Below are 22823 nucleotides of genomic sequence, written 5' to 3'. Positions count from 1 at the left end.
TCCCGTATTGGCGACAGCGGGCCGACCATAGGGCTTTGCGCCAGCCGGGCCAAGTCCCCCTTGCACATGGACATGCAATCCCCATGGCAACGGTCAATACGAACAAATATTTCTAAAAAGAAATTGTAATGGTTCTGGATGAAAATCATGACCCGTGCGTTCATGCATGAAAGAACCCAGATATTGGAAGGCGACGATGGGCACGGTAACCGGCAAGGTGGAGCGGCGGGGATTTTCCGGGAAGAGAACGGTCATGGCGGTCCTCATTGTGGCCTCGTTGCCGTTGCCGGGCTGTGCCGGCAACGGCAACGACGATATGGCTGGTGCGCTGCTGATCGGCGCTGCGGTGGTCGGACTGGGCGTGCTGGCGGCCACCGCCGACGATGACGACAACGACAGCAATCATAAACGCCGGCACCGCTCCCAGCACAGCGGCGGTTATGACAGGGGTTATCAGGGAAGCGGCTACGAGGGCGGTCGGGGTCGCGGCGGCTACAGCCGTTATGCTGGGAATGGCCAGTGCGACGACGCCCGCTATCGCACCTCCAACGGTGGACGGGCGGAAGCCGGCAGCGACGAATGGGATTGCCGCCGCTTTGGCGATGGGCGGAAATAACACCGCCTCAACGCTGGCGTCCCTCCAGATTCTTGCGGACGACCGCGGCAATGATCAGCAGGAATGCAAGCAAACGCAAAAGATAGATCCAGCTCTGCTCCTCCCGCTCGAAACCGCCCAACGCCAAAAGGATCTGGTTCAGCGCCAGCAAGGCAAAGGCCATCGCGAAGGACATGAACAATGCATCACGCGTTCGTTTCCAGAATCTGAGGAAGAACAGTCCGGCAACGGCATACAATGCTGCAAGTGCGCCCGTGAAGAAGCTGGAAGTCGTGGACAACATCAATCGGCATCCCAGATGAAGCCGTACAGCAGCCCCCCCACCCCGACCAGGGCAGAGAACTGGCGATAGGGCAGCAGGTCGACTTGTGTCGGCAGAAGGACCACGTCGATGAACAGCAGCAGGTTGTTGATCGCCAGCGCCACGAAGCAGAGCGTGCTCCACAACAGCAGGCGGCTGCGTGACCGCAGATAGCTGCGCAACAGCAGAACCATGCACAGCAGGCTGGCGGCAAAGCACAGCAGATAGACCCCGGACTTCACGACGTCCATCTCAGCGCTCCCTCCCCCTATGAGGAGAGGAAGGCCGGCAAGAGCACCCGGCATCGCCCACAGAGTTCATTTCTTTCACTGCATCTCAATCATTGAGTCGGAAACGGAAAGAATCGGCGAAAATCTGGACCTTATTTCCAGGAGCCGCGAAGATCTCCCGGATGATCGCGGACGGACGGATGGCATAGGCCTGTTCGATCTCCTCAACCCACTGATCCAGCATCGGCGCGGCGGGCTGGTAACGGTGGCTGCCGTCGGCCTGCGCCACCAGCAGCCCGGCACCGCGAAAGCCGGCGAGCGCCTCCTGCACCACCACTTCGCTGCCACGCAGTTCGCGGACCAGATCGGCGTTGGACCAGTCGCGATCGGAATGGCGGCGCAACAACAGAATAAGCTCCAGAGCCCAGACCGAGCGGATCGAGCCTCTAAGCAGGGTAAGCGCATCGTCTGACAAAGCCATGAACCAAAACCTGACCTGGTGTGCGTAAACGGCCGGCATGGGACGATGCCGCCCTCGTTCCCCATATCACCCCCGGACGACCTCCGCCGGAGCAATAGGAGCCTGCAAATCCAGCGCGCGGCGCAAAGCACGGGCAAGAACACCATCGCGATAGGGCTTGGCCAGCGTCTCGGCCCGGCCCAGCACCGCCCCCAGCACAGCGCCGGGATCGTCTTCCCGGGTATCGGGAACGGATCCGCTTTCCCATCCCGGCGCACTGGTACCGTTGGCATAGCCCGATGCGAACAGGATCCTCAATGCGGGGTGGCGGCGTAGGCCTTCCCGCGCCAACTCTCGTCCATTCAAACCGCCCGGCATCACGATGTCGGTGAACAACAGGTCCACCGGCTGCCGGTCCAGCAACGTCAGTGCGGCCTCGGCTCCGTCGGCCTCCAGCACGCGATAGCCCAGTGCCCCCACTGCCTGGACTGCGACCGCCCTCACATCGGCGTCATCATCGACCACCAGCACCGTCTCGCCGCGACCGGCGAACGCCTCGTCGGCACCATCTTCGGCCGGGGCGGCGCCGTGCGACATTTCCATCGTGGCCCGCGGCAGGTAGAGGCGAAAGATGGTGCCGGCATTCGGGATGCTGTCGATGCCGATCAGTCCACCCGACTGTTTGACAAAGCCGTGGATCATGGCAAGGCCGAGGCCGGTCCCCTTCCCAGCCTCCTTGGTGGTGAAGAATGGCTCGAAGGCGCGCTCCAGAACCTCCGGCGCCATACCGCCGCCGCTGTCCGACACCGACAACAGGATATAATCGCCGGCCGGCACGGTCATCCCAATTGCTGTCCGCGGTGCCTCGAAGCGGGTGTTCTCGGTGCGGATGCGCAGGCTGCCACCGCCTGGCATGGCATCTCGGGCGTTGATGACAAGGTTCAACAGAGCCGATTCCGCCTGCGACCGGTCGACGGAGGCAGTCCACAGCGGCGGGGAGTCGGCAGGCGGCGCTTCGATGGCAATGGCTACCCCTCCGCCAAGCGTCCGCTGCATCAGTTCACCCATGCCGGCGACCAGGGCGCCGAGATCAACCGGTTCGGGATGGAGTTGCTGCCGACGCGCGAAGGTCAGCAGCCGCCGCGTCATGTCGGAACAGCGCAAAGCAGCCTGGAGCGCCATCTCCGCCCGGCGCGCCGCCTTGGAATCATCCGACAGGCCGGGGAGCAGGCGTTCCAGACTGCCGATCACCACCATCAGCATGTTGTTGAAATCGTGGGCGATGCCACCGGTCAACTGCCCGACCATCTCCATCTTCTGGGCATGGGCGAGCTGGCGCTGCGCCTGCCTGGTCTCGGTGACGTCCAGGATCGTACCGAACAATTCACCCGGTCCGCCGTCCTCGCCGAACACGACCACTGCTTGGTCCAGCAGATGGCGCTCGCCACCGTCCGGACAACGCCAGCGATATTCCACTGTGGTCAGACCGGTTTCATGGATCGATTCCAACTGCCGCAGCACCCGTGCGCGGTCGTCCGGATGCAGCCCCCTTTCCCAGAATCCGGCATCGTTGACGAAGCGGCCCGCCGGATAGCCAAGGACTCGCTCCGCCGTTTCCGACAGGTAGCGGAACGGGATGCCCGGAGTCAGGTCCGCCGTGTAGAGCACGATGGGCAGTTGTTCCAGGATCAGTGCCTGCCGCTCCTCAGATCGGCGCAGCGCCTGCTCGGCCAGCCGCATCTCGCGCCGCACCCGCTCGTTCTCGTCGAGCAGGCGCTGCTTGGCCTCGACCTCGCGCTTGACCTCCTCGGTCTTGCGGTAGAGGTCAACGAACACCGACACTTTGCATTTCAGGATCTGAGGGTCGACCGGCTTGAACATGTAGTCGACGGCCCCGGTTGCATAGCCGCGGAAGATGTGCGTTTCGTCCTTGTTTATAGCGGTCAGGAAGATGATGGGAATGTGACGCGACTTCTCGCGCAGACGGATCAGTTCCGCCGTCTCGTAGCCGTCCATCCCCGGCATGTGCACGTCCAGCAGGATCAGTGCGAAGTCCTGGCGCAGCAGGTGCTTCAGCGCCTCCTCACCCGACCGGGCGAGGATGAGCTGTGCGCCCAGCTCCTCCAGCGTCTCGCGGACGGCGAACAGGTTCCTGGGGTCGTCGTCGACGATCAGGATCGCGACGTCCGCCCTGTCGGGCTGCGGATGCGGATCGGAGGTCATGGTCCCGCTGTTCCATCCCACAATCGCATCGCCGGATGGCACAGGCGGGGCGGCGGCTGGATTCGAAGGTGTCACTTCCGGGGGCAGAAGCGTCTGACGGATCGCCTCCTGATGGCTGGCCGTACCCAGCAGCCCCGACCGCCTCGCCGCCCGTACCGGGGGAAAGGCCAATGGCGGGGCGAAGGGGCCGCGGCGCGGGGTACGCGCCGGACGGAGCTTGCGGCGCGTCATGCCGGCATTCCTCCACGCGGCTGGGACCGGCCGCCCTTGGCGGTCCAAATCCGCAGCAACGACAGCAGATGGTCGATATCCACCGGCTTGGCGATGTAGTCGGTCGCCCCGGCCTCGATGCACTTGTCGCGGTCGCCCTTCATCGCCTTGGCGGTGACGGCGATCATCGGCAGGGCGCGGAACTCGTCGATGCTGCGGATGGTGCGCATGGTCTCGTAGCCGTCCATCTCCGGCATCATGATGTCGACCAGAACCACGTCGACCGCCGGATCGGCGCGCAGCTGCTCGATGCCCTCGCGCCCGCTTTCTGCATGCAGGACCTCGATCCTGTGCGCCTCCATCACGCTGGCGAGCGAGAAGATGTTGCGGATGTCGTCATCGATCACCAGTACCCGCTTGCCGGCCAGCGACGGATCGTGCTGGCGCAGGTCCAGAATGCTGCGGCGCTTGTCCTCCGGCAGGCGGTCGACGGCACGGTGAAGGAACAGTGCGGTTTCGTCCAGCAGGCCGGCGGGCGACCGGGCACTCTTCAACACCACCGTCTCGGCCAGCCGGCGCAGCCGTGCCTCGTCCTCGGGCGCCACGGCGGGGGAGACATAGACCACGACCGGCATCCAGGCGATCGTATCGCGGGTGCGCAGCCATTCCACCAGTTCCATATCGGCGGCGGTCGGACCGGACAACATCGGGCTCGACAGGTCGAGCACCATGCAGTCGAAACGGTCGGCGGACAGCGCCGCCATCGCCGCTTCGACGGAGGTGACGGTGTGCGTCTCCACGTCGCCGTTGCCGATCAGGCCGGCGACCAGCCCCGGCTGCGGATTGTCCTTCTCCACCACCAGAAGCCGGCGGTGGCTGCGCTCCTTGAAGCTCCTTACCCGGTTGAGCGCATCGAAGATGGCCTCACGCTCCACCGGCTTTTCCGAATAGTCGAAGGCGCCCATCGAGAGGCCGCGTCGCCGCTCGTCCTTGGCGGAAATGACATGGACCGGTATGTGGCGGGTCTGCGGGTCGCGCTTCAGCAGGTCGAGGAGCGCCCAGCCGTCCATGTCCGGCAATCCGATGTCGAGCAGGACGGCGTCGGGCCGGAATTTTCGCGCCAGCGGCAGCGCCGCTGACCCGCCTCCAGACAGCACGGTGCGGAACCCCTTCTCCCGCGCCAGATCGAGCAGGATGGAGGCGAAGGTCGCATCGTCCTCCACGATCAGCACCACGGGTTCGCCGGGTCGGATGCGGTCGCGGTCGTCGCCGGCCGGGTGTATCTCCAGCAGGGCCAGCCCATCCTGCGAGCCGGCAGCCATCACCGGACGGATCACCGCCTCCGTCCGCTTGGGCAACAACAGGGCGGCGGGCTGGCCTCCGGCCGGCGCCATCGCTCCGCTCGCCGCGGCGAGCGGAGCGATGGCGGTCCCCTCCACCGCATCGTAGCTGCGCGGGACGTACAGCGTGAAGGCGCTGCCCTTGCCGGGCGCGCTGGTGACCCGGATCTCCCCGCCCAGCAAGCGCGCGATCTCGCGGCTGATCGACAGGCCGAGGCCGGTGCCGCCATATTTCCGGCTGGTGGTGCCGTCGGCCTGCTGGAAGGCCTCGAAGATGATGCGCTGCTTGTCCTCGGGAATGCCGATGCCGGTATCGATGACGGCGAAGGCCAGCACGGACGTCGCCGTGTTCAGCGTCGGATGGGCCGCGCTCCACCCTTCCGTCGCCAGTGCAATGCGGAAGGTGATGCCGCCGGTGTCGGTGAACTTGAAAGCGTTGGACAGCAGGTTGTTCAGCACCTGCGCCAGCCGCTTCTCGTCGGTCTGGACGCTGGCGGGCAGCGCCTCGTCCATCTCGATGGCGAAGCTCAGTTTCTTTTCCTGCGCCAACTGTGAGAAGGTACGCTCCACATGGTTGCGCAGGTCGCCCAGGACGACCTCGCCGATCTCCAGGGTGACGGTGCCGGATTCGATCTTCGACAAGTCGAGGATGTCGTTGATCAACCCCAGCAGGTCCGACCCGGCGGAATGGATGGTGCGGGCGAATTCCACCTGACGGTCCGACAGGTTGGTGTCCGGGTTGTCGGCCAGCAGCTTGGACAGGATCAGCAGGCTGTTCAGCGGCGTGCGCAACTCGTGGCTCATGTTGGCCAGGAACTGCGACTTGTATTTGGAGGTCAGGGCAAGCTGTTCTGCCTTCTCTTCCAGCGCCGCCTTGGCGAACACGACCTCGCGGTTCTTGCGTTCGACCTCGATGTTCTGCTTCTCGAGCTGCTCGGCCTTTTCCTCCAGCGCCTCGTTGGTGGTCGTCAGCTTCTCCTGCTGGGCCTTCAGCAGCTCTTCCGACTTGCGCAGCGAGGCGGCCTGCTGCTCCAGCCGTTCGTTGGTGGTCTTCAGCTCCTCCTGCTGGCTTTGCAGTTCGGTTGTCAGGCGCTGCGACTGTTTCAGTAGCCCTTCGGTCCGCATGTTGGCGGCGATCGTGTTCAGCACGATGCCGATGCTCTCGGTCAACTGCTCCAGGAAGCTCTGGTGCGTCTCGCTGAAGCGGCCGAAGCTCGCCAGCTCGATCACCGCCTTCACATCGTCCTCGAACAGCACCGGAAGGACGATGATGTTGAGCGGCGGCGCCTCGCCCAGTCCGGAACTGATGGAGACATAGTCGCGCGGCACATTGGTCAGCAGGATGCGCTTCTTCTCATAAGCGCACTGTCCGACCAGACCTTCCTTCAGTTGGAAGCGGTTGGACAGGTTCTTGCGCTCCTTCAGCGCGTAGGATGCGACCAACTCCAGCAGCGGCTCGTCGCGGTCGCGGGTGGCGACATAGAAGACGCCGTGCTGGGCATTCACCAGCGGCGCGATTTCCGACAATATCATGTTGGAGACGGTGACCAGATCGCGTTCGCCCTGCAACATGCGGGTGAATTTCGCAAGATTGGTCTTCAACCAGTCCTGTTCCGCATTTTTCAAGGTAGTATCGCGGAGATTGCGGATCATCTCGTTGATGTTGTCCTTCAGCGCCGCGACCTCGCCCATCGCTTCGACGGTGATGGAGCGGGTCAGGTCGCCCTTGGTCACCGCGGTCGCGACCTCGGCGATGGCGCGGACCTGGGTGGTCAGGTTGGCGGCCAGCTGGTTCACGTTCTCCGTCAGATCCTTCCAGAGGCCGGCGGCGCCCGGCACACGGGCCTGACCGCCCAGCTTGCCTTCGATGCCCACCTCGCGCGCCACGTTGGTGACCTGATCGGCGAAGGTCGCCAGCGTGTCGATCATGCCGTTGATGGTGTTGGCCAGCGCCGCGATCTCGCCCTTGGCATCCACCGCCAGCTTGCGTTTCAGATCGCCGTCGGCGACCGCGGTGACGACGCTGGCGATGCCGCGCACCTGCCCGGTCAGGTTGGCCGCCATCATGTTGACGTTGTCGGTCAGATCCTTCCAGGTGCCGCCGACGCCCTCCACCTTGGCCTGACCGCCCAGCTTGCCTTCGGAGCCCACCTCGCGCGCCACGCGTGTCACCTCCGACGCGAAGCTGTTCAGCTGGTCCACCATCGTATTGATGGTCGATTTCAGTTCGAAGATCTCGCCCTTCACGTCGACGGTGATCTTCTTCGACAGGTCGCCCTTTGCGACCGCCGTCGTCACCTCCGCGATGTTGCGCACCTGCCCCGTCAGGTTGGCCGCCATCATGTTTACGTTGTCGGTCAGATCCTTCCAGGTACCGGCGACCCCCTTGACCTGGGCCTGACCGCCCAATTTGCCCTCGATCCCCACCTCGCGCGCCACGCGGGCGACTTCCGAGGCGAAGCTGTTCAACTGGTCGACCATGGTGTTGATTGTCGATTTCAGCTCCAGGATCTCGCCCTTCACGTCGACGGTGATCTTCTTCGACAGATCGCCGTTGGCGACCGCCGTCGTCACTTCGGCGATGTTGCGCACCTGGCCCGTCAGGTTGGTCGCCATCGCGTTCACATTGTCGGTCAGATCCTTCCAGGTGCCGCCGACACCTTTCACCTGGGCCTGCCCGCCCAGCTTGCCTTCGGAGCCCACCTCGCGCGCCACGCGCGTCACTTCCGAAGCGAAGCTGTTCAACTGGTCGACCATGGTGTTGATGGTCGATTTCAGCTCCAGGATCTCGCCCTTCACATCGACGGTGATCTTCTTCGACAGATCGCCGTTGGCGACCGCCGTCGTCACTTCGGCGATGTTGCGCACCTGCCCCGTCAGGTTGGTCGCCATCGCGTTCACGCTGTCGGTCAGATCCTTCCAGGTGCCGCCCACACCTCTGACCTGGGCCTGCCCACCCAGCTTCCCTTCGGAGCCTACCTCGCGCGCCACGCGCGTCACCTCCGACGCGAAGCTGTTCAACTGGTCAACCATCGTGTTGATGGTGTTCTTCAGCTCCAGAATTTCGCCCTTCACCGGCACGGTGATCTTCTTCGACAAATCGCCATTGGCGACCGCCGTGGTGACGTCGGCGATGTTGCGGACCTGCCCCGTGAGGTTCGCCGCCATCAAATTCACGCTGTCGGTCAGATCCTTCCAGGTGCCGCCAACGCCCTCCACCTTCGCCTGCCCGCCCAGCTTTCCTTCAGAGCCCACCTCGCGCGCCACGCGCGTCACCTCTGACGCGAAGCTGTTCAACTGGTCGACCATCGTGTTGATGGTCGATTTCAGCTCCAGGATCTCGCCCTTCACGTCGACGGTGATCTTCTTCGACAGGTCGCCCGTTGCGACGGCGGTGGTGACGTCGGCAATGTTGCGCACCTGCCCCGTGAGGTTGGCCGCCATCATGTTCACGCTGTCGGTCAAATCCTTCCAGGTGCCACCAACACCCTTGACCTGGGCCTGCCCGCCCAGCTTGCCTTCGGAACCGACCTCGCGCGCCACGCGCGTCACCTCCGACGCGAAGCTGTTCAACTGGTCCACCATCGTGTTGATGGTCGATTTCAGCTCCAGGATCTCGCCCTTCACATCGACGGTGATCTTCTTCGACAGGTCGCCCTTCGCGACCGCAGTCGTCACCTCCGCGATGTTGCGCACCTGCCCCGTGAGGTTCGCCGCCATCATGTTCACATTGTCGGTCAGATCCTTCCAAGTGCCGCCGACGCCCTCCACCTTCGCCTGACCACCCAACTTGCCTTCGGAGCCCACCTCGCGCGCCACGCGCGTCACTTCCGAGGCAAAGCTGTTCAGCTGGTCCACCATCGTGTTGATGGTCGATTTCAACTCCAGGATCTCACCCTTCACGTCGACGGTGATCTTCTTCGACAGGTCGCCCTTTGCGACCGCCGTCGTCACCTCCGCGATGTTGCGAACCTGACCGGTCAGGTTGGCCGCCATCACGTTGACGTTCTCGGTCAAATCCTTCCAACTGCCGGCGACGCCCTTGACCTGGGCCTGCCCGCCCAGCTTGCCCTCGATGCCAACCTCGCGCGCCACGCGGGTCAGCTCCGTCGTGACGGTGACGAGTTGGTCCACCATGGTGTTGACGTTGCGGGCGGTGCGCAGGAATTCGCCTTGCAGCGGGCGGCCTTCGATTTCGAGCGCCATGGTCTTGGACAGGTCGCCCTTGGCGACCGCACCGATGACCCGTGCGATTTCCGTCGTCGGTTGGATCATGTCGCCGACCAGCGTGTTGATGCTGTCGACACAGGTTTCCCAACCGCCCGATGCGTTGTTCAGCTTGGCACGCTGACTGATGCGGCCTTCCTTGCCGATGGCGACGCTAAGCCGGCTGACTTCGGCGGTAAGGTTCTGATTAAGTTCCACCACATCGTTGAAGGCGGCGGCGATCTCACCGTCGATGCCGGTCAGGTCGAGCGGCAGCCTTGCCGAGAATTCACCTTTGCGCAATTGCCGCAAGGCCATCAGCAGAACCTTCGGATCCAACGCTTCCGCGGTCTCCACCATCGCCGTCATACCATTCCCCATCCGCGCGCCGACCCACCAAGGGCCGCGTTCCAACACACCCGCCGACCAATCCCAGGCCGATCAAGAAAACGCAATCATCTACAGTTGAAATTCGAATACCCGTATCGAGATTGCGTATACGCAGCCATAGCCGGCGAGTGACCGTGCAGTCGTACAGTTCCGTACGATGAAGTAAAGTCTATTCCGGTCAATTTGGCCTTTGGTAGGCGTCACCGCTTCCCGCATAGGTTCTATGTATATGACCTAGGGAGGATATCTAATTTTATAGGGTTTGAAGAATTTTCCTTACAGTCTGCCTTGTTCGCAGCGAGAGACGTTTCAACGAACAGCCGGTTGTTCGAGCCGGTCGACAGGGCAACAGGAACGCGAAACGGAGTTTAGACGCAAAGAAGTGCTTGGCAGCCGAACGTCCGGGGGTATCCGATCCGCCACGGCACCGTCCATTCGATATGGCGGCAGCCTACGAATGAGCCTCGCCTGACGTATATAGGTTGGAACGTTTCACCAGCCCGTATCGTTTATCGTTCCGAACGCGATGGAGCAGTCTGGCCAATGAACATCGCCCGCCGGGTAAGAATTCTTGCCTGTCAACACAGCCCAAGGATCCGTCATGATTCTGTGGACATTTACCATGCAGACTTCAATCTGCTGTATGCTCACTTGGATGCAGTCCTGCAACCATGGCATAGCCTTGGCTCTCTCTTTCGCCGAAATATCGCTGCCTGGAACTCCCCGCCCTTCAGCCGATGTTCTGCCCTTCCCGATCCGGCGGATGGTTCGTAGGGACGGCTTCGGTGGACCAGCCACAGTGATCCCGCTTGGGCCTCGCTGACCTCTCCGGCACACACATCGGGTTCGATTCGCTCACGCAAACGTGTAGACGCCGTGATTTGCCGGCGACCCGCTCCAGACCTATGGTTAGTAGCAGGAATGGTCCGTTCTGGAGAGGGTCGATGCTGTTCAAATTTCCCACTGCCTCGCAGACACGCGAGGATGAGGTGACGCCGCGGGATCTGTTCCTGTCGCGCCGCAGCCTGATGGCCGGCGGTGCTGCTGCCTTCGCGCTGGGTAGCATACCGCTCGCAAGCAACGGCGCGCTGGCTGCGACCTTTACCGTACCGACCACGATCAAGCCTGCCGACCCGAAGCTCGACCCGACGACACCGATGAAGTCGGCAACGACCTACAACAACTTCTATGAATTCGGCACCGGCAAGGGCGATCCGGCCGACAGCGCCGGTATGCTGCGCACACGCCCGTGGGAGATCGCCATCGGCGGCGAAGTGGCGAAACCGATGACCATCGGTATCGAGGATCTGCTGAAGTTTCCGATGGAGGAACGCATCTACCGCCTGCGCTGCGTCGAAGGCTGGTCGATGGTGATCCCCTGGGTCGGCTTTCCGTTGGCCGAATTGCTGAAGCGGGTCGAGCCGACCGGAAATGCCCGTTACGTCGCCTTCCAGACCTTGAACGATCCCAAGCAGATGCCGGGACTGCGGTCCTGGGTGCTCGACTGGCCCTATACCGAAGGGTTGCGGCTGGACGAGGCGATGCATCCGTTGGCCCTGCTGGCTGTCGGCATGTATGGCGAAGTTCTGCCCAATCAGAACGGTGCGCCGATCCGGCTGGTGGTGCCCTGGAAATACGGGTTCAAGTCCATCAAATCCATCGTCAGCATAAGCTTGGTGAAGGACCAGCCGCCGACCGCCTGGAACAAGTCTCAGCCGCGCGAATACGGCTTCTATTCCAACGTAAACCCAGAAGTTGACCATCCGCGCTGGAGTCAGGCGACCGAACGTCGCGTCGGTGACTTTTCCCGCCGCAAGACCCTCCCCTTCAACGGCTATGGCGAGGAGGTCGCATCGCTCTATGCCGGGATGGACCTTCGGAAGAACTATTGACCATGGCCGCAGCAATCCATATCCCCGATTTGCGTGCCGCCGCCAATGCCGCCCTGACGTCACGCTGGGCCAAGCCCGCCGTCTTCATGTTTGCCCTGATTCCCCTGATCTGGACCGTCTGGCTCGCCTACACGGGTGAGCTTGGGGCGGAGCCGGTGCTGGAGAGCGTCAAGGCCAGCGGTTTGTGGGCCCTGCGATTCCTGCTGATTGCGCTGGCGTTGACGCCATTGCGCATGTTGACCGGAGTGGCAGGGCTGGCACGCTTCCGGCGGATGCTCGGATTGTTCGCCTTCTTCTATGCCGTTGTCCACCTGTCCACCTATATCGGGTTGGATCAGTTCTTCGACTGGACGGCGATTTGGCAGGATATCGTCAAGCGCCCCTATATCACCGTCGGCATGGGCGCGTTCATGATTTTGACGACGCTTGCCGCCACATCGACCGGCGGCATGGTCAAGCGGCTGGGCGGCAAGCGCTGGCGTCTGCTCCATAAGGGAGTCTTTGTCGCCGGGCTGGCCGCCTGCCTCCACTTCATCATGCTGGTGAAGGGCTGGCAGACGGCGCCGCTGGTCTATGCGCTGATCTGTATCGGGCTGCTGGCCTTCCGCCGCTGGCCGATCCGGCTCGCGCGGCGGAAGGAGCCGGCGGTCAGAACACGGCCCGCAGCAGCCCCACGGTCCGCCGAAGCGCCAGAACCGCGCTTTCCGGATGGAAGCTCCCCCGCTCGTCGCAGTTGAAGCCATGGCCAGCCGGATAGACATGAATCGGCAGCCATGGATAGCGGGAGCGCACGCCGTCCGCCACCGACAGTGGGATGGCATGGTCCTGCTCCCCGAAGTGCAGGAGCGTCGGCACGCGCGGGGCGGTATCGAGGGACTTGCCGATTTCGCCGCCATAATAGCCGATCGCCGCGCGCAGTGGCAGAGCGGCAGCCGCAGCCCAGGCGATGCTCCCGCCCCAGCAATAGCCGACGATGGCAGCCGCGCCGGCACCGCCCAGATGGGCCAGCGCAGCGGCAACGTCCTGCATCGCGTCGGCGGTAGGCACCGCCCCCTTCAACGCGATGCCCTTCTGGATACCGGCATCGTCATAGGCCAGTTCGACCCCACGCTCGGCCCGGTCGAACAGGTCCGGTGCCAAAACAGTGAAGCCCTGCTGGGCGAATCCATCGCACACGCTGCGGATGTGATGATTGATGCCGAAAATTTCCGGCGCCACGATCAGCCGACCGATCTCTTCACCCTTGGCCGGCGCCTTGTAGGCGCGCAGCCGGTGACCGTCCACGGCCTGCAGTTCGATCCAGCTTGCCGTCGCATCACTCATATCCCGAACCCTCGTCTTTGAAGACCGTCGACGCGGCCATTGGGTTGAATCATAGACACCTAAAGCGTGGCGGCAACCGGGCAAGGTCGGTTCCTTGCGCCGCCACCTGTCACAAATTCCGGATCCATATCAGTGCCGCCTCTACGCGGCGTCGATGAGCAACCCTGCTCAGCTCTTGGCGATCTCGCCCAGTACGTCCTTGGCCAGGCTGCGGATGTGCCGCTCCATGGCGGCACGGGCCTCCGCCGGGTCGCCGGTTTCCAGCGCGGCGATGACGTCGAGATGCTCGTCGCAATCGGGACGGATGCGCGATGGCAGGCCTGACAGCTCGAACAGCCGCGTCGTCACCCGCAGGTCGCGGATGATCTGCGCCAGCACCGCGTTGCCGGACGCCTCGGCGATCAGAGTATGCAGTTCCTCGTCGGCCGCCCAATGGTCCTCGAAGCGGATCTTGGGCTCGTCGCGCAACCGCAGCATCTCAGCCTTCATCGCCTGTAGCCGGAGGGGGTCGATCCGCGACGCGGCGGCTGCGATCGCCTCCCCCTCCAGGATCTCGCGCAGGCGCATGCTCTGGAAATATTCGCGGTTGGAAACCTCGCGCACCCGGTAGGGGCGGTTGAACTCCTTGCGGATCAACCCCTCGCTGGCCAGCCGCACCAGCGCCTCGCGGATCGGCGTGCGTGAAATGCTGAGCGCGGTGGCCAGCCGGTCCTCGACGATCACCTCGCCGCTGGGAATCCGGCGGTCGAGGATCATCTCCAGGATGGTCCGGTAGGCCATGCTCGCCAGATTCACGCCGGCAGCGGCCGGGGTCGCTGCTTTCGGGCTGTCCATCTCCATGCTCATACCAGTCCTGCCCCCTGACGCTGATCTCTCCCTAACAAAGCAGACGGATCATTGTCCTGCAAAGGTTCTGAACGTTCCGGCGAGCCGGCGGGGCGTGGCTCGACGCTTCGCTCAATGTTGCAGGATCTTGGCAAGGAACTGGGCGGCGCGCTCCGAACGCTGGGTCTCGAAGAACTCGGCCTTGGTGCAATCCTCGATGATGCTGCCATGGTCCATGAAGATCACCCGGTGGGCGACCTTGCGGGCGAAGCCCATCTCGTGGGTGACGCAGATCATCGTCATGCCCTCGTTGGCGAGTTCGACCATGACGTCGAGCACCTCATTGATCATCTCCGGGTCGAGCGCGGAGGTCGGCTCGTCGAACAGTATGGCGATCGGGTCCATCGCCAGGGCGCGGGCGATGGCAACGCGCTGCTGCTGACCGCCGGAAAGCTGACCGGGGAACTTATGCGCCTGGTTGGCCAGCCCGACCCGCGCCAGCAGCGCCTCTCCCTTGGCTTCGGCCTCGGCGGTCGGGCGGCCCAGCACCTTGCGCTGAGACAGCGTCAGGTTCTGCATGATGGTCAGGTGGGGGAACAGCTCGAAATTCTGGAACACCATGCCGACGCGGGCGCGCAGCGCCGACATGTTGGTTGCCCGCGCGCCGACGTCGATGCCGTCCACCTTGATCTGGCCGGACTGGAAGGGCTCAAGCCCGTTGACGCACTTGATCAGCGTCGACTTGCCCGACCCGGAGGGGCCGCAGACCACCACCACCTCCCCCTTGCGCACGGTGGTCGTGCAGTTCTTCAGGACCTGGAAGGTGCCGTAGGTCTTGCTGACATTCTCGATGGCGATCATGAGGGATTCTCTTGGCGATGGGCGGCGCCGCAGCGGCGCCGGAACGTTGGGGGAAGGGGGGGCGTTTCAGCGGAACCGGTCGATCAGGAACGGCGTCGGGTCGATGTCGGTGCGGCCGTCCAGCAGCAGGTCGGCGGTCATGCGGGCGACGACCGGGGCCAGGGTGAAGCCGTTGGACGTCACCGTGTTGAAGAATCCCGGCAATCCCGGCACCGGGCCGAGGATCGGCGCTCCGTCGATGTTGATGTTCATCGCCGCCCAGGCGCGCACCACATGCAGCCCGGCGATCTGCGGCAGCACATGGCGGGCGACCCACAGGTTGCCCTCGATGCTGGAGCGCGACACCGTGTTGAAGCGGCGTGCCGGGTCGAAGACGGCGGTCCAGGCACCGCCGATGATCAGCCCGCCGGTGACGGCCTGCTTCAGGCTGAGATGGCGGTCGGCATGAGCGACGAGCTGGCTGACCAGCTTGGGCGCCGGTTCGGTGACGATCATCTGCAAGGGCGCGCTGTGCACCGGCACGTCGATGCCGACCAGCCGCCCGGTTTCGCGTGCCCAGGGGCCGCTGGCGTTGATGATCTGCCTGGCACGGATGCGGCAGCGCGAGGTCTCGACCCGCCAACCGCCGCCCTCATTGGCGGGTGCCGCGGCGATGCCGGTGACGTTGACCCCGCGCAGGAAGCGGGCGCCCTGGCGGCGGGCCTGCTCCAGCACGGCGTAGGTCGCGCGCAGCGGGTTGATCTTGCCCTCCTGCGGGGCGTATTCGGCACCGACCAGCCCGTCCGACAGGGCCGGGGCGAGGCGGCGCAGCTCGGCTGCGTCGATGATCGCGTTCTCGACACCGTATTGCCGTTCCAGCGCCGCCTTGGCGCGCAGGAACTCCATGCCGGCCGGGCTGTCGGCGACCATCAGCCCGCCGGTGACGGCCAGCTCGAAATCGGCGCCACAGGCCTTCTCCAGCTCGCGCCACAGCGCGACGGAGCGCGGGCCGAGCGTCAGCGTCGCCGCGGCCGGGCCGCCGCCCGCCTCGGCCCGCGCTCCGAAGTCGAAGGACAGGAGCTGGACATGCAGGCTGCCGGCATTGGCGCCCGACGCCTGGAGGTTGATGTCGCCGCGCTCGACCACCAGCACGTCGCGGCCGGCCTGCGTCAGGTAATAGGCGAGGCAGGAGCCGACCACGCCGCCGCCGACGATCAGGATCTCTACCTCCTGGTCAGGCAGCGGGCCGTCCTCCAGCGGGCGGGCGAGGTTGGGGGTGATGGCGCGCTGATGGCCGCCCCATTCCGGCTTCTCGAAGGCAAAGGCGCCGGCCGGCGTCGGCTTGGCCGGCAGGCGCGGCGCCAGATACTGCTCGGGCGCCCGCGGACGGCCGGTGGCCTGCTCCAGCAGCAGTGCGGCGGTCGCCGCGCAGTAGCGCCCCTGGCAGCGGCCCATGCCGAGCCGGGTGTTGCGCTTCAGTGCCGCGAGGCTGTCATGGCCGGCGGCGATCTCGGCGCGGACCTGGCCGAAGGTGATCTCCTCGCAGCGGCACAGCATGGCGTCGTCGGGTACGGCGCCGAGCCGCACCGGCGGCGCCCGGTAGATCGACCACAGCGCGGCCTGGAAGCCCTCGGCCCGTCGCAGGTCGGCCAGCGTCCGCCGGCTTTCCTCCGGGTACGTGTCTGTCAGGCCGAGCTGGGTGGCGGCGGAGATGCCGGCCAGCGTGCCCCGCGCCTGCGCCACCCGTGAGCCGCCGAGATCGACGCCGTCGCCGACCGCGAAGACCCCCGGCAGACTGGTGGCGCCGTCCACCTCGGTCTCGGTGGCGAGGTAGCCGAGATGGCGATCGACCAGCCGGTGGGCGCAGCCGAGCGCGCGGGCGATCTCGGTCGAGGGGATGAAGCCGTAGCCCAGGCACAGTGCGTCGGCGGGAACACTGACGGCATCGGCCAGCCGCGGCGTGCCGTCGGCACCGAGCGGGGCATAGCGCACATGGTCCAGCCGACCGTCGCCCTCTGCCGCGCCCTCTGCCGCGACGATGCCGTGCGACCACAGCATCGGCACCCCGGCACGCCGCAGCGTCAGCATATAGCGGGCGCCGTCACCGATCAGGCCGGGGGCCGCGCGCAGCGCCTTCAGCAGCTCGCGCCAGCGGGCGGGCGACGGGCGCGGCGCGCTTTCCAGAACGGCGACCACCTCGACACCCCCCTGCACCAGCTCGCAGGCCAGTTGCAGGTTGAGCGGGCCGTTGCCGGCGACCACCACCCGGCGGCCGGGGGCCACGCGGTAGGCGCGCGCCAGGGTCTGGCCGGCGCCGGTCGTCATCACGCCGGGCAGGGTCCAGCCCGCGAAGGGCGCCGGCCGCTCGTAGGCACCGCTGGCGATCACCAGCCGGCGTGGCCGGTAGACGGTCTCGCGCCCAGCGACGACGGCGACAACTTCGTCGGGGGCGTGGGCGCCCCACACCGTCGCCTCCTGAACACTGGTGGCGCCGGCCCGCTTCGCCGCCTCGACCAGGGCGAGGCCGGAGCGGAACTGGCGGTCGGTCGGTTTGTCGGTGTTATGCGAGGGGGCAAGCGGCTTGAAATACTGGCCGCCGCTCTGCGGCCGCTCGTCCACCACCACCACGTCGGCACCGCGCCGCGCAGCGGCCGCCGCCGCGGCCAGACCGGCCGGGCCGGCTCCGATCACCAGCAGGTCCAGCGTCCGCTCTTCCGGCGCCGTACCCTGCGGCGGCGGCACCAGCGGGGCCAGCGGATCTTCGGGTGTGCCGGCCGGCGGCTGCGAGCGGATGGTCTGGCCGTCCGCCACCTTGGTCAGGCAGGCGCGCTGGCTGGCTTTGCCGTCCACCGTCACCAGGCATTCGAAGCAGGCGCCCATGCCGCAATAGAGGCCGCGCCGCCCGCCGTCGCGGCTGTGGCGATAGGCGGCGACACCGTACGCCGCCAGGGCTGCCGCCACCGTCTCCCCGGCCAGCGCGGGAATCCGCTCGCCGTCATAGGTGATCTCGATGGGGGCGCCGTCGCGGCGGACGCTGGAATGTTCGAGGCGCATGGGCGGGAAGGCTTTTCCGGATTGCGGTGGGAAACGGTTTGGCGAGGGGCTTTTCAAGGCTGCGTCAATTTGCGCTGGATTCCTGTATACAGTTAGTATACGAGTAGTATTTAGGCAAGGTCAAAAATTAGGCAGGAGCTTGGGGGAACCCATGACGGCATTGCGCGGCACCTACACGGTCCTGATCACCCCCTTCACCGCCGACGGCGGCGCGGTGGACGTTCCGGCGCTCAAGAAGCTGGTGAACTGGCAGATCGAGCAGGGCATCCACGGGCTGATCCCGCTCGGCAGCACCGGCGAGTTCCTGTCGATGACCCCGGAGGAGCGGGCCCAGGTCATCGAGATCTGCGTGGCTGAATCGGCGGGCCGCGTGCCCGTGCTGATCGGCACGGGCGCGGAATGGACCCGCGACGCGGTCGCCCACGCCAAGGAAGCCGAGCGGATGGGTGCCGACGGGATCATGGTGATCCCGCCCTACTACAGTTCGCCGACCCCGGACGAACTGTTCGAGCATTACCGCCGCATCGGCGAGGCGATCTCGCTGCCGGTGATGATCTACAACAACCCGGCGACCGCCAACGTCGACCTCACGCCGCCGATCGTCGCGCGGCTGAGCGAGATCGACAACGTGCTGTACATCAAGGAATCGACGCTGGAGGTGACGCGGGTCCGCGACATCATCGAGCTGTGCGGCGACCGCATGACGGTGTTCGCCGGCATCCTCGGCTACGAATCCTTCTGGCTCGGCGCCCAGGGCTGGGTCGCGGTCTGCTCCAACCTGATCCCGCGCGATTCGGCCCGGCTGTTCGAGCTGGTGGCCGACCACAGCGACAAGGAGCAGGCGCTGGCGCTCTACAAGAAGATGCTGCCGATCGTCCGCTGGGTCGGCGGCCACCGCTACGTCGCCGCGTCGAAGGCCGGGCTGGGCATGATGGGCCTGCCGGTGGGAGCGCCGCGTGCGCCGCGCCTGCCGCTGCCGACCGGCGATACCGAGGCCCTGCGCGCCGATCTGGCGGCGTACGGCCTGATCGATTCCCTGGGCGCCTCCCCCGCTGGTGGGACCAGGCGCTGACCGGGTGCAAGTGCTGGACCGTCCAAACACGAGAGAAGGGGATTAGAATGACCATTCGCAAGCTGTTGATCGCCGCCGGCCTGACCCTGTTCGCGCTCCCGGCAGCCGCCCAAACCGCACCCCAGTCGGCTGCGTGCAAGCCGGCAGTTGCCGATTCCGAGCTGGTCAAGCCGGGCACACTGGTGATGTCCACCAACCCGACCCTGCCGCCGATGCAGTTCATCGATTCGAGCGGCCAGCTGAAGGGCATGCGCATCACGCTGGGCAACGAGATCGCCAAGCGGCTCTGCCTGACGCTGGAATATGTCCGCATCGAGTTCTCGGCGATGATCCCCGGCCTCCAGGCCGGCCGCTGGGATCTCATCAACACCGGCATCTTCTGGACCGAGGAGCGGGCCAAGATGATGCCGATGATCAATTATGAATCGCAGGCGATCAGCATCTCGGTAACCAAGGGCAACCCGTTGAAGATCGTCAAGCCGGAGGATCTGGCGGGTCGCCCGGTCGGCGTCGAACTGGGCGGCTTCGAGGAGCGCAAGCTGCGCGAGCTCGACAAGATGGTGACGGCCAAGGGGCTGAAGCCGATCGAAATCAAGACCTTCGACAATTTCGCCACGGCCTACCAGGCGCTGCGCGCCGGCCAGACCGAGGCGTCGGTGGCGATCGATCCGACGGCGGCGGAATACAGCAAGCGCGGCGACTTCGACCGCGCCCTGCACGGCCTGTTCCCGACCCCGGTCGCCCTGGCGATGAAAAGCAAGCCGCTGAGCGAGGCCGTGGTGGCCGTCCTCAACGACATGCAGAAGGACGGTTCGTACAAGAAGCTGATGGACGAATACGGCCTGCTGCCCAACGACGGCGCCTTCAAGGTCAACGGCCCCGGCATGTGAGACGCGGGGCACGGGCGGCGGCAGGGGGCATGGCCCCGTCGCCGCCCGTGCGCCGGACAAGAGTGAAAGGTTGACGGAATGACCAGCGGCTGGAACTGGGACGGGTTCTTCGACTACCTGTTCAACGGGTATCTGCTCAGCGGAGCGCTCACCACCCTGTGGCTGACGCTCGCGGGAATCGCCGGCGGCCTGGTGGTCGGCTGTCTGCTGGCGCTGCTGCGGCTGTCTCCCTACCGCTGGGTGGCGGTGGCGGCACAAGCCTACATCTGGGTGTTCCGCGGCACGCCGCTGCTGGTCCAGCTCATCATCATCTACACCGGCCTGCCGCAGATCGGCATCAAGCTGTCGGTGACGGAATCCGCGCTGATCGGCCTGATCCTGAACGAGGCCGCCTATCTGGCCGAGATCATCCGTGGCGGCATCCTCGGTGTCGCCGCCGGGCAGAGCAACGCCGGCCGCGCGCTCGGGCTGAACTCGGCCCAGGTGATGGCCTACATCGTGCTGCCGCAGGCCGTCCGCATCATCATTCCCGCACTCGGCAACAGCGTGAACGGGCTTTTGAAGACCACGTCCGTCACCTCGGTCATCTCGATGGAGGAACTGCTGCGCAGCACCCAACTCCTCATCCAGGAGCGTTTCATGGTGCTGGAGCTGTTCACGGTGGCGGCGCTCTACTACCTGTTGATGACTTCGCTGTGGGACATCGTCCAGCGCCGCATCGAGCGCCATTTCGGCCGCGCCTACCGCAACGTCGCGATCGTCGACGGCCAGTGAGGCACCTGTCATGCCCCCGCCCCCGCCCGACTCGCTGTTCCCTCGCCCCACCAACCTCGGCGACCAAACCCATGGGCATCTGCGCGAGCTGATCCTCAGTCGCCAGATCCCCGGCGGCGCCGAGGTGCCGGAAGGCCGGCTGGCAGAGCGGTTGAACGTGTCGCGCACGCCGATGCGCGAGGCGCTGGTCCGGCTGGTCGGCGAGGGGCTGCTGGAGCGCACCAGCGAGCGCAGCTACCGGGTCCGAATCGTCTCGGCCCGCGAGTTCTTCGAGTGCATGCAGATGCGCGAGCTGCTGGAGTGCCACGCCATCGGGACGGCGGTTCCTCAGATCGGCGACGCCGATCTGGCGGAGTTGCGGCGCGGGCTGGACTCGCTGGAGGACGGCGAGGACGACATGCAGCACTGGCTCTACGACAACCATTTCCACAGCTTCTTCGCCCGCGTCAGCGGCAACGAGACGCTGGCCGACACCATCACGCGGATGCGCGTGGTCGCCCGCCTGTTCCGCATCTCCAGCGCCTTCCACCGCAAGCGTGAGATCGACGCCGAACACCGGGCGGTGCTGGAGGCGGCCGAGCGGCGCGACGCCGCCGCCGCCAAGGCCGCCATGCTGGCGCATCTGCGCAACCTTCAGGACGACGCCCGCCGCGCCATCGCCGTCGAGGCCAACCCAGGCGGCTATTTCCTGTAAGACCCCCGCCGCAAGAACCGTTCTTCGAGGACCAGGGAGAGTTCCATGCCGCAATTCGACACCGTGATCCGCCATGGCACGCTGGCCACCGCTTCCGACGTGTTCGCCGCCGACCTCGGCGTGATCGGCGGCCGCATCGCCGCCATCGGCACCGGGCTCGGGCCGGGTGTGCGCGAGATCGACGCGACCGGCAAGCTGGTGCTTCCCGGCGGCGTCGACGGCCATTGCCACCTCGACCAGCCGACCAGCGATGGCTCGCAGTCGGCCGACGATTTCGAGACCGGCACCCGCTCGGCCGCCTGCGGCGGGACCACGACGGTCATCCCCTTCGCCTGCCAGTTCAAGGGCCAGTCGCTGCGCGACGCGGTGAGCGACTATCACCGGCGGGCCGACGGCAAGGCGGTGATCGACTACGCCTTCCACCTCATCGTCAGCGACCCGACCGAGCAGCTCCTCGGCCAGGATCTGCCGGCGCTGATCCATGACGGCTACACGTCGTTCAAGATCTACATGACCTACGACGACATGAAGCTCAACGACCGGCAGGTGCTGGAACTGCTCAGCGTCGCCCGGCGCGACGGCGCCATGGCGATGATCCATGCCGAGAACGCCGACTTCATCGGCTGGCTGACCGACAAGCTGCTCGCCGCCGGCCATACCGCGCCGCGATACCATGCGGACTCACGCCCGATGTTGGTGGAGCGCGAGGCGACCCATCGCGCCATCGCCATGGCGGAACTGGCCGACGTGCCGATCCTGATCGTCCATGTTTCGGGCCGCGAGGCGATCGAACAAATCCACTGGGCGCAGGGCCGCGGCATGCGCATCTACGCCGAAACCTGCCCGCAATACATGGTACTGACCGAGCACGACCTGCACGGCCACGGGATGGAGGGGGCGAAGTGCATCTGCAGCCCGCCGCCGCGCGACAAGGCCAACCAGGCGGTCATCTGGGACGCGCTGGCCGGCGGCACCTTCCACATCGTGTCGTCCGACCACGCGCCGTTCCGCTACCAGGACCCCAAGGGCAAGATGCTGCACGGTGCCGACACCCCCTTCAACTGGATCCCAAACGGCGTGCCGGGCATCGAGACACGGCTGCCGATCCTGTTCTCCGAAGGGGTGAAGAAGGGCCGAATCAGCCTCCAGCGCTTCGTCGAGCTGTCCGCCACCAACCCGGCCAAGATGTACGGCCTGCACCCGCGCAAGGGCAGCCTCGCCATCGGCGCCGACGCTGACATCGTGATCTACGACCCGGACCGCAAGGTCACGATCACCAACGGCATGCTGCACCACAACGTCGATTATACCCCCTACGAGGGGCTGGAAGTGACCGGCTGGCCGGAGACCGTGCTGTCGCGCGGCGAAGTCGTGGTGGAGGGAGGCGCCTGCGTGGCGCAGCCCGGCCGCGGCGCCTTTCTGCGCTGTGACACGCCGGATCTGGCGCGGCCGAAGGTGGCGGCGGTCTGAGGGGACACGTGAC

18 protein-coding genes are annotated in these 22823 nt (G+C 65.6%); 8 read left to right on the top strand and 10 right to left on the bottom strand.

The annotated features are described in order from the left end of the window. Positions 1–93: 93 nt before the first annotated feature. Positions 94–255, bottom strand: coding sequence for a hypothetical protein (locus AL072_RS35120; RefSeq protein ID WP_162492058.1), 162 nt, complete (start codon positions 253–255; stop codon positions 94–96). Between AL072_RS35120 and AL072_RS16970 the strand changes: the two genes are divergently transcribed. Further along, positions 254–616 (top strand): hypothetical protein, encoded by a 363-nt coding sequence (locus tag AL072_RS16970; protein WP_245636812.1) that lies wholly within the window; start codon positions 254–256, stop codon positions 614–616. The two genes, AL072_RS35120 and AL072_RS16970, sit on opposite strands and share 2 nt — an antisense overlap. 7 nt (positions 617–623) lie before the next feature. Here AL072_RS16970 and AL072_RS16965 read toward each other — a convergent pair whose 3' ends face one another. The 5 genes from AL072_RS16965 to AL072_RS16945 form a co-directional block, all read right to left on the bottom strand. Continuing rightward, entirely contained in the window at positions 624–899 is a 276-nt protein-coding gene (locus AL072_RS16965; RefSeq protein WP_045583073.1) for a DUF5985 family protein, read from the bottom strand. Next, positions 899–1168 carry a DUF5985 family protein gene (locus tag AL072_RS16960; protein ID WP_045583074.1) on the bottom strand — a complete coding sequence of 90 codons (270 nt, stop codon included), beginning with the start codon at positions 1166–1168 and terminating at the stop codon, positions 899–901. Before AL072_RS16960 ends, AL072_RS16965 begins: the two co-directional genes overlap by 1 nt. 85 nt (positions 1169–1253) lie before the next feature. Further along, positions 1254–1628 (bottom strand): hypothetical protein, encoded by a 375-nt coding sequence (locus AL072_RS16955; RefSeq protein ID WP_045583386.1) that lies wholly within the window; start codon positions 1626–1628, stop codon positions 1254–1256. Between the two features lie 66 nt (positions 1629–1694). Beyond that, complete coding sequence (locus AL072_RS16950) at positions 1695–3830, bottom strand: response regulator (protein WP_045583075.1); 2136 nt, start codon at positions 3828–3830, stop codon at positions 1695–1697. A gap of 227 nt (positions 3831–4057) precedes the next feature. Beyond that, positions 4058–9955 (bottom strand): hybrid sensor histidine kinase/response regulator, encoded by a 5898-nt coding sequence (locus AL072_RS16945; protein WP_245636811.1) that lies wholly within the window; start codon positions 9953–9955, stop codon positions 4058–4060. 965 nt (positions 9956–10920) lie between these two features. On the opposite strand from AL072_RS16945, the gene msrP reads away from it, so the two are divergent. Continuing rightward, entirely contained in the window at positions 10921–11868 is a 948-nt protein-coding gene (gene msrP / locus AL072_RS16940) for a protein-methionine-sulfoxide reductase catalytic subunit MsrP (protein WP_045583076.1), read from the top strand. A gap of 2 nt (positions 11869–11870) precedes the next feature. Then, positions 11871–12605 carry a protein-methionine-sulfoxide reductase heme-binding subunit MsrQ gene (locus tag AL072_RS16935; RefSeq protein ID WP_045583077.1) on the top strand — a complete coding sequence of 245 codons (735 nt, stop codon included), beginning with the start codon at positions 11871–11873 and terminating at the stop codon, positions 12603–12605. Here the strand turns inward: AL072_RS16935 and AL072_RS16930 are convergent. From AL072_RS16930 to AL072_RS16915, 4 genes are all read right to left on the bottom strand, one after another. After that, the gene (locus AL072_RS16930) at positions 12517–13191 is read right to left on the bottom strand and encodes a dienelactone hydrolase family protein (protein ID WP_045583078.1); all 675 of its coding nucleotides are present in this window, start codon (positions 13189–13191) and stop codon (positions 12517–12519) included. The genes AL072_RS16935 and AL072_RS16930 overlap by 89 nt on opposite strands. Positions 13192–13359: 168 nt before the next feature. Then, positions 13360–14037: a GntR family transcriptional regulator gene (locus AL072_RS16925; RefSeq protein WP_082109041.1), complete on the bottom strand. Its 678-nt coding sequence runs from the start codon at positions 14035–14037 to the stop codon at positions 13360–13362. 111 nt (positions 14038–14148) lie between these two features. Further along, positions 14149–14877, bottom strand: a complete 729-nt coding sequence (locus AL072_RS16920; RefSeq protein WP_045583079.1) for an amino acid ABC transporter ATP-binding protein — start codon at positions 14875–14877, stop codon at positions 14149–14151. A 66-nt stretch (positions 14878–14943) separates the two neighbouring features. Continuing rightward, a complete protein-coding gene (locus AL072_RS16915) occupies positions 14944–17910 on the bottom strand; it encodes an FAD-dependent oxidoreductase (protein WP_045583080.1) in 2967 nt (988 codons plus the stop codon). Between the two features lie 151 nt (positions 17911–18061). Here AL072_RS16915 and AL072_RS16910 point away from each other — a divergent pair, with 151 nt between their 5' ends. The 5 genes from AL072_RS16910 to hydA all read left to right on the top strand — a co-directional run bounded on the left by AL072_RS16910 (position 18062) and on the right by hydA (position 22810). Next, positions 18062–18982, top strand: coding sequence for a dihydrodipicolinate synthase family protein (locus tag AL072_RS16910; RefSeq protein ID WP_045583081.1), 921 nt, complete (start codon positions 18062–18064; stop codon positions 18980–18982). Between the two features lie 47 nt (positions 18983–19029). Beyond that, entirely contained in the window at positions 19030–19872 is an 843-nt protein-coding gene (locus AL072_RS16905) for an ABC transporter substrate-binding protein (RefSeq protein WP_045583082.1), read from the top strand. 78 nt (positions 19873–19950) lie between these two features. Further along, the gene (locus AL072_RS16900) at positions 19951–20646 is read left to right on the top strand and encodes an amino acid ABC transporter permease (protein WP_045583083.1); all 696 of its coding nucleotides are present in this window, start codon (positions 19951–19953) and stop codon (positions 20644–20646) included. A 10-nt stretch (positions 20647–20656) separates the two neighbouring features. Next, positions 20657–21340, top strand: coding sequence for a GntR family transcriptional regulator (locus AL072_RS16895; RefSeq protein WP_045583084.1), 684 nt, complete (start codon positions 20657–20659; stop codon positions 21338–21340). 45 nt (positions 21341–21385) lie between these two features. Then, entirely contained in the window at positions 21386–22810 is a 1425-nt protein-coding gene (hydA, locus tag AL072_RS16890) for a dihydropyrimidinase (protein ID WP_045583085.1), read from the top strand. The last annotated feature ends 13 nt before the right edge of the window (positions 22811–22823 follow it).

This window comes from Azospirillum thiophilum (assembly GCF_001305595.1).
Lineage (GTDB): Bacteria > Pseudomonadota > Alphaproteobacteria > Azospirillales > Azospirillaceae > Azospirillum > Azospirillum thiophilum.
Note: the sequence above shows the minus strand (reverse complement) of the source record. Positions and strands in the feature narration are given on the sequence as shown.

Excerpts from the sequence above, each read along its gene's own strand:
- AL072_RS16910 (WP_045583081.1), top strand. The coding sequence starts at position 18,062 with ATGACGGCATTGCGCGGCACCTACACGGTCCTGATCACCCCCTTCACC.
- AL072_RS16935 (WP_045583077.1), top strand. The coding sequence starts at position 11,871 with ATGGCCGCAGCAATCCATATCCCCGATTTGCGTGCCGCCGCCAATGCC.
- AL072_RS16905 (WP_045583082.1), top strand. The coding sequence starts at position 19,030 with ATGACCATTCGCAAGCTGTTGATCGCCGCCGGCCTGACCCTGTTCGCG.
- AL072_RS16950 (WP_045583075.1), bottom strand. The coding sequence starts at position 3,830 with ATGACCTCCGATCCGCATCCGCAGCCCGACAGGGCGGACGTCGCGATC.
- AL072_RS35120 (WP_162492058.1), bottom strand. The coding sequence starts at position 255 with ATGACCGTTCTCTTCCCGGAAAATCCCCGCCGCTCCACCTTGCCGGTT.
- AL072_RS16930 (WP_045583078.1), bottom strand. The coding sequence starts at position 13,191 with ATGAGTGATGCGACGGCAAGCTGGATCGAACTGCAGGCCGTGGACGGT.
- AL072_RS16960 (WP_045583074.1), bottom strand. The coding sequence starts at position 1,168 with ATGGACGTCGTGAAGTCCGGGGTCTATCTGCTGTGCTTTGCCGCCAGC.
- AL072_RS16920 (WP_045583079.1), bottom strand. The coding sequence starts at position 14,877 with ATGATCGCCATCGAGAATGTCAGCAAGACCTACGGCACCTTCCAGGTC.
- AL072_RS16955 (WP_045583386.1), bottom strand. The coding sequence starts at position 1,628 with ATGGCTTTGTCAGACGATGCGCTTACCCTGCTTAGAGGCTCGATCCGC.
- AL072_RS16945 (WP_245636811.1), bottom strand. The coding sequence starts at position 9,955 with ATGACGGCGATGGTGGAGACCGCGGAAGCGTTGGATCCGAAGGTTCTG.
- msrP (WP_045583076.1), top strand. The coding sequence starts at position 10,921 with ATGCTGTTCAAATTTCCCACTGCCTCGCAGACACGCGAGGATGAGGTG.
- hydA (WP_045583085.1), top strand. The coding sequence starts at position 21,386 with ATGCCGCAATTCGACACCGTGATCCGCCATGGCACGCTGGCCACCGCT.
- AL072_RS16915 (WP_045583080.1), bottom strand. The coding sequence starts at position 17,910 with ATGCGCCTCGAACATTCCAGCGTCCGCCGCGACGGCGCCCCCATCGAG.
- AL072_RS16965 (WP_045583073.1), bottom strand. The coding sequence starts at position 899 with ATGTTGTCCACGACTTCCAGCTTCTTCACGGGCGCACTTGCAGCATTG.
- AL072_RS16895 (WP_045583084.1), top strand. The coding sequence starts at position 20,657 with ATGCCCCCGCCCCCGCCCGACTCGCTGTTCCCTCGCCCCACCAACCTC.
- AL072_RS16970 (WP_245636812.1), top strand. The coding sequence starts at position 254 with ATGGCGGTCCTCATTGTGGCCTCGTTGCCGTTGCCGGGCTGTGCCGGC.
- AL072_RS16900 (WP_045583083.1), top strand. The coding sequence starts at position 19,951 with ATGACCAGCGGCTGGAACTGGGACGGGTTCTTCGACTACCTGTTCAAC.
- AL072_RS16925 (WP_082109041.1), bottom strand. The coding sequence starts at position 14,037 with ATGAGCATGGAGATGGACAGCCCGAAAGCAGCGACCCCGGCCGCTGCC.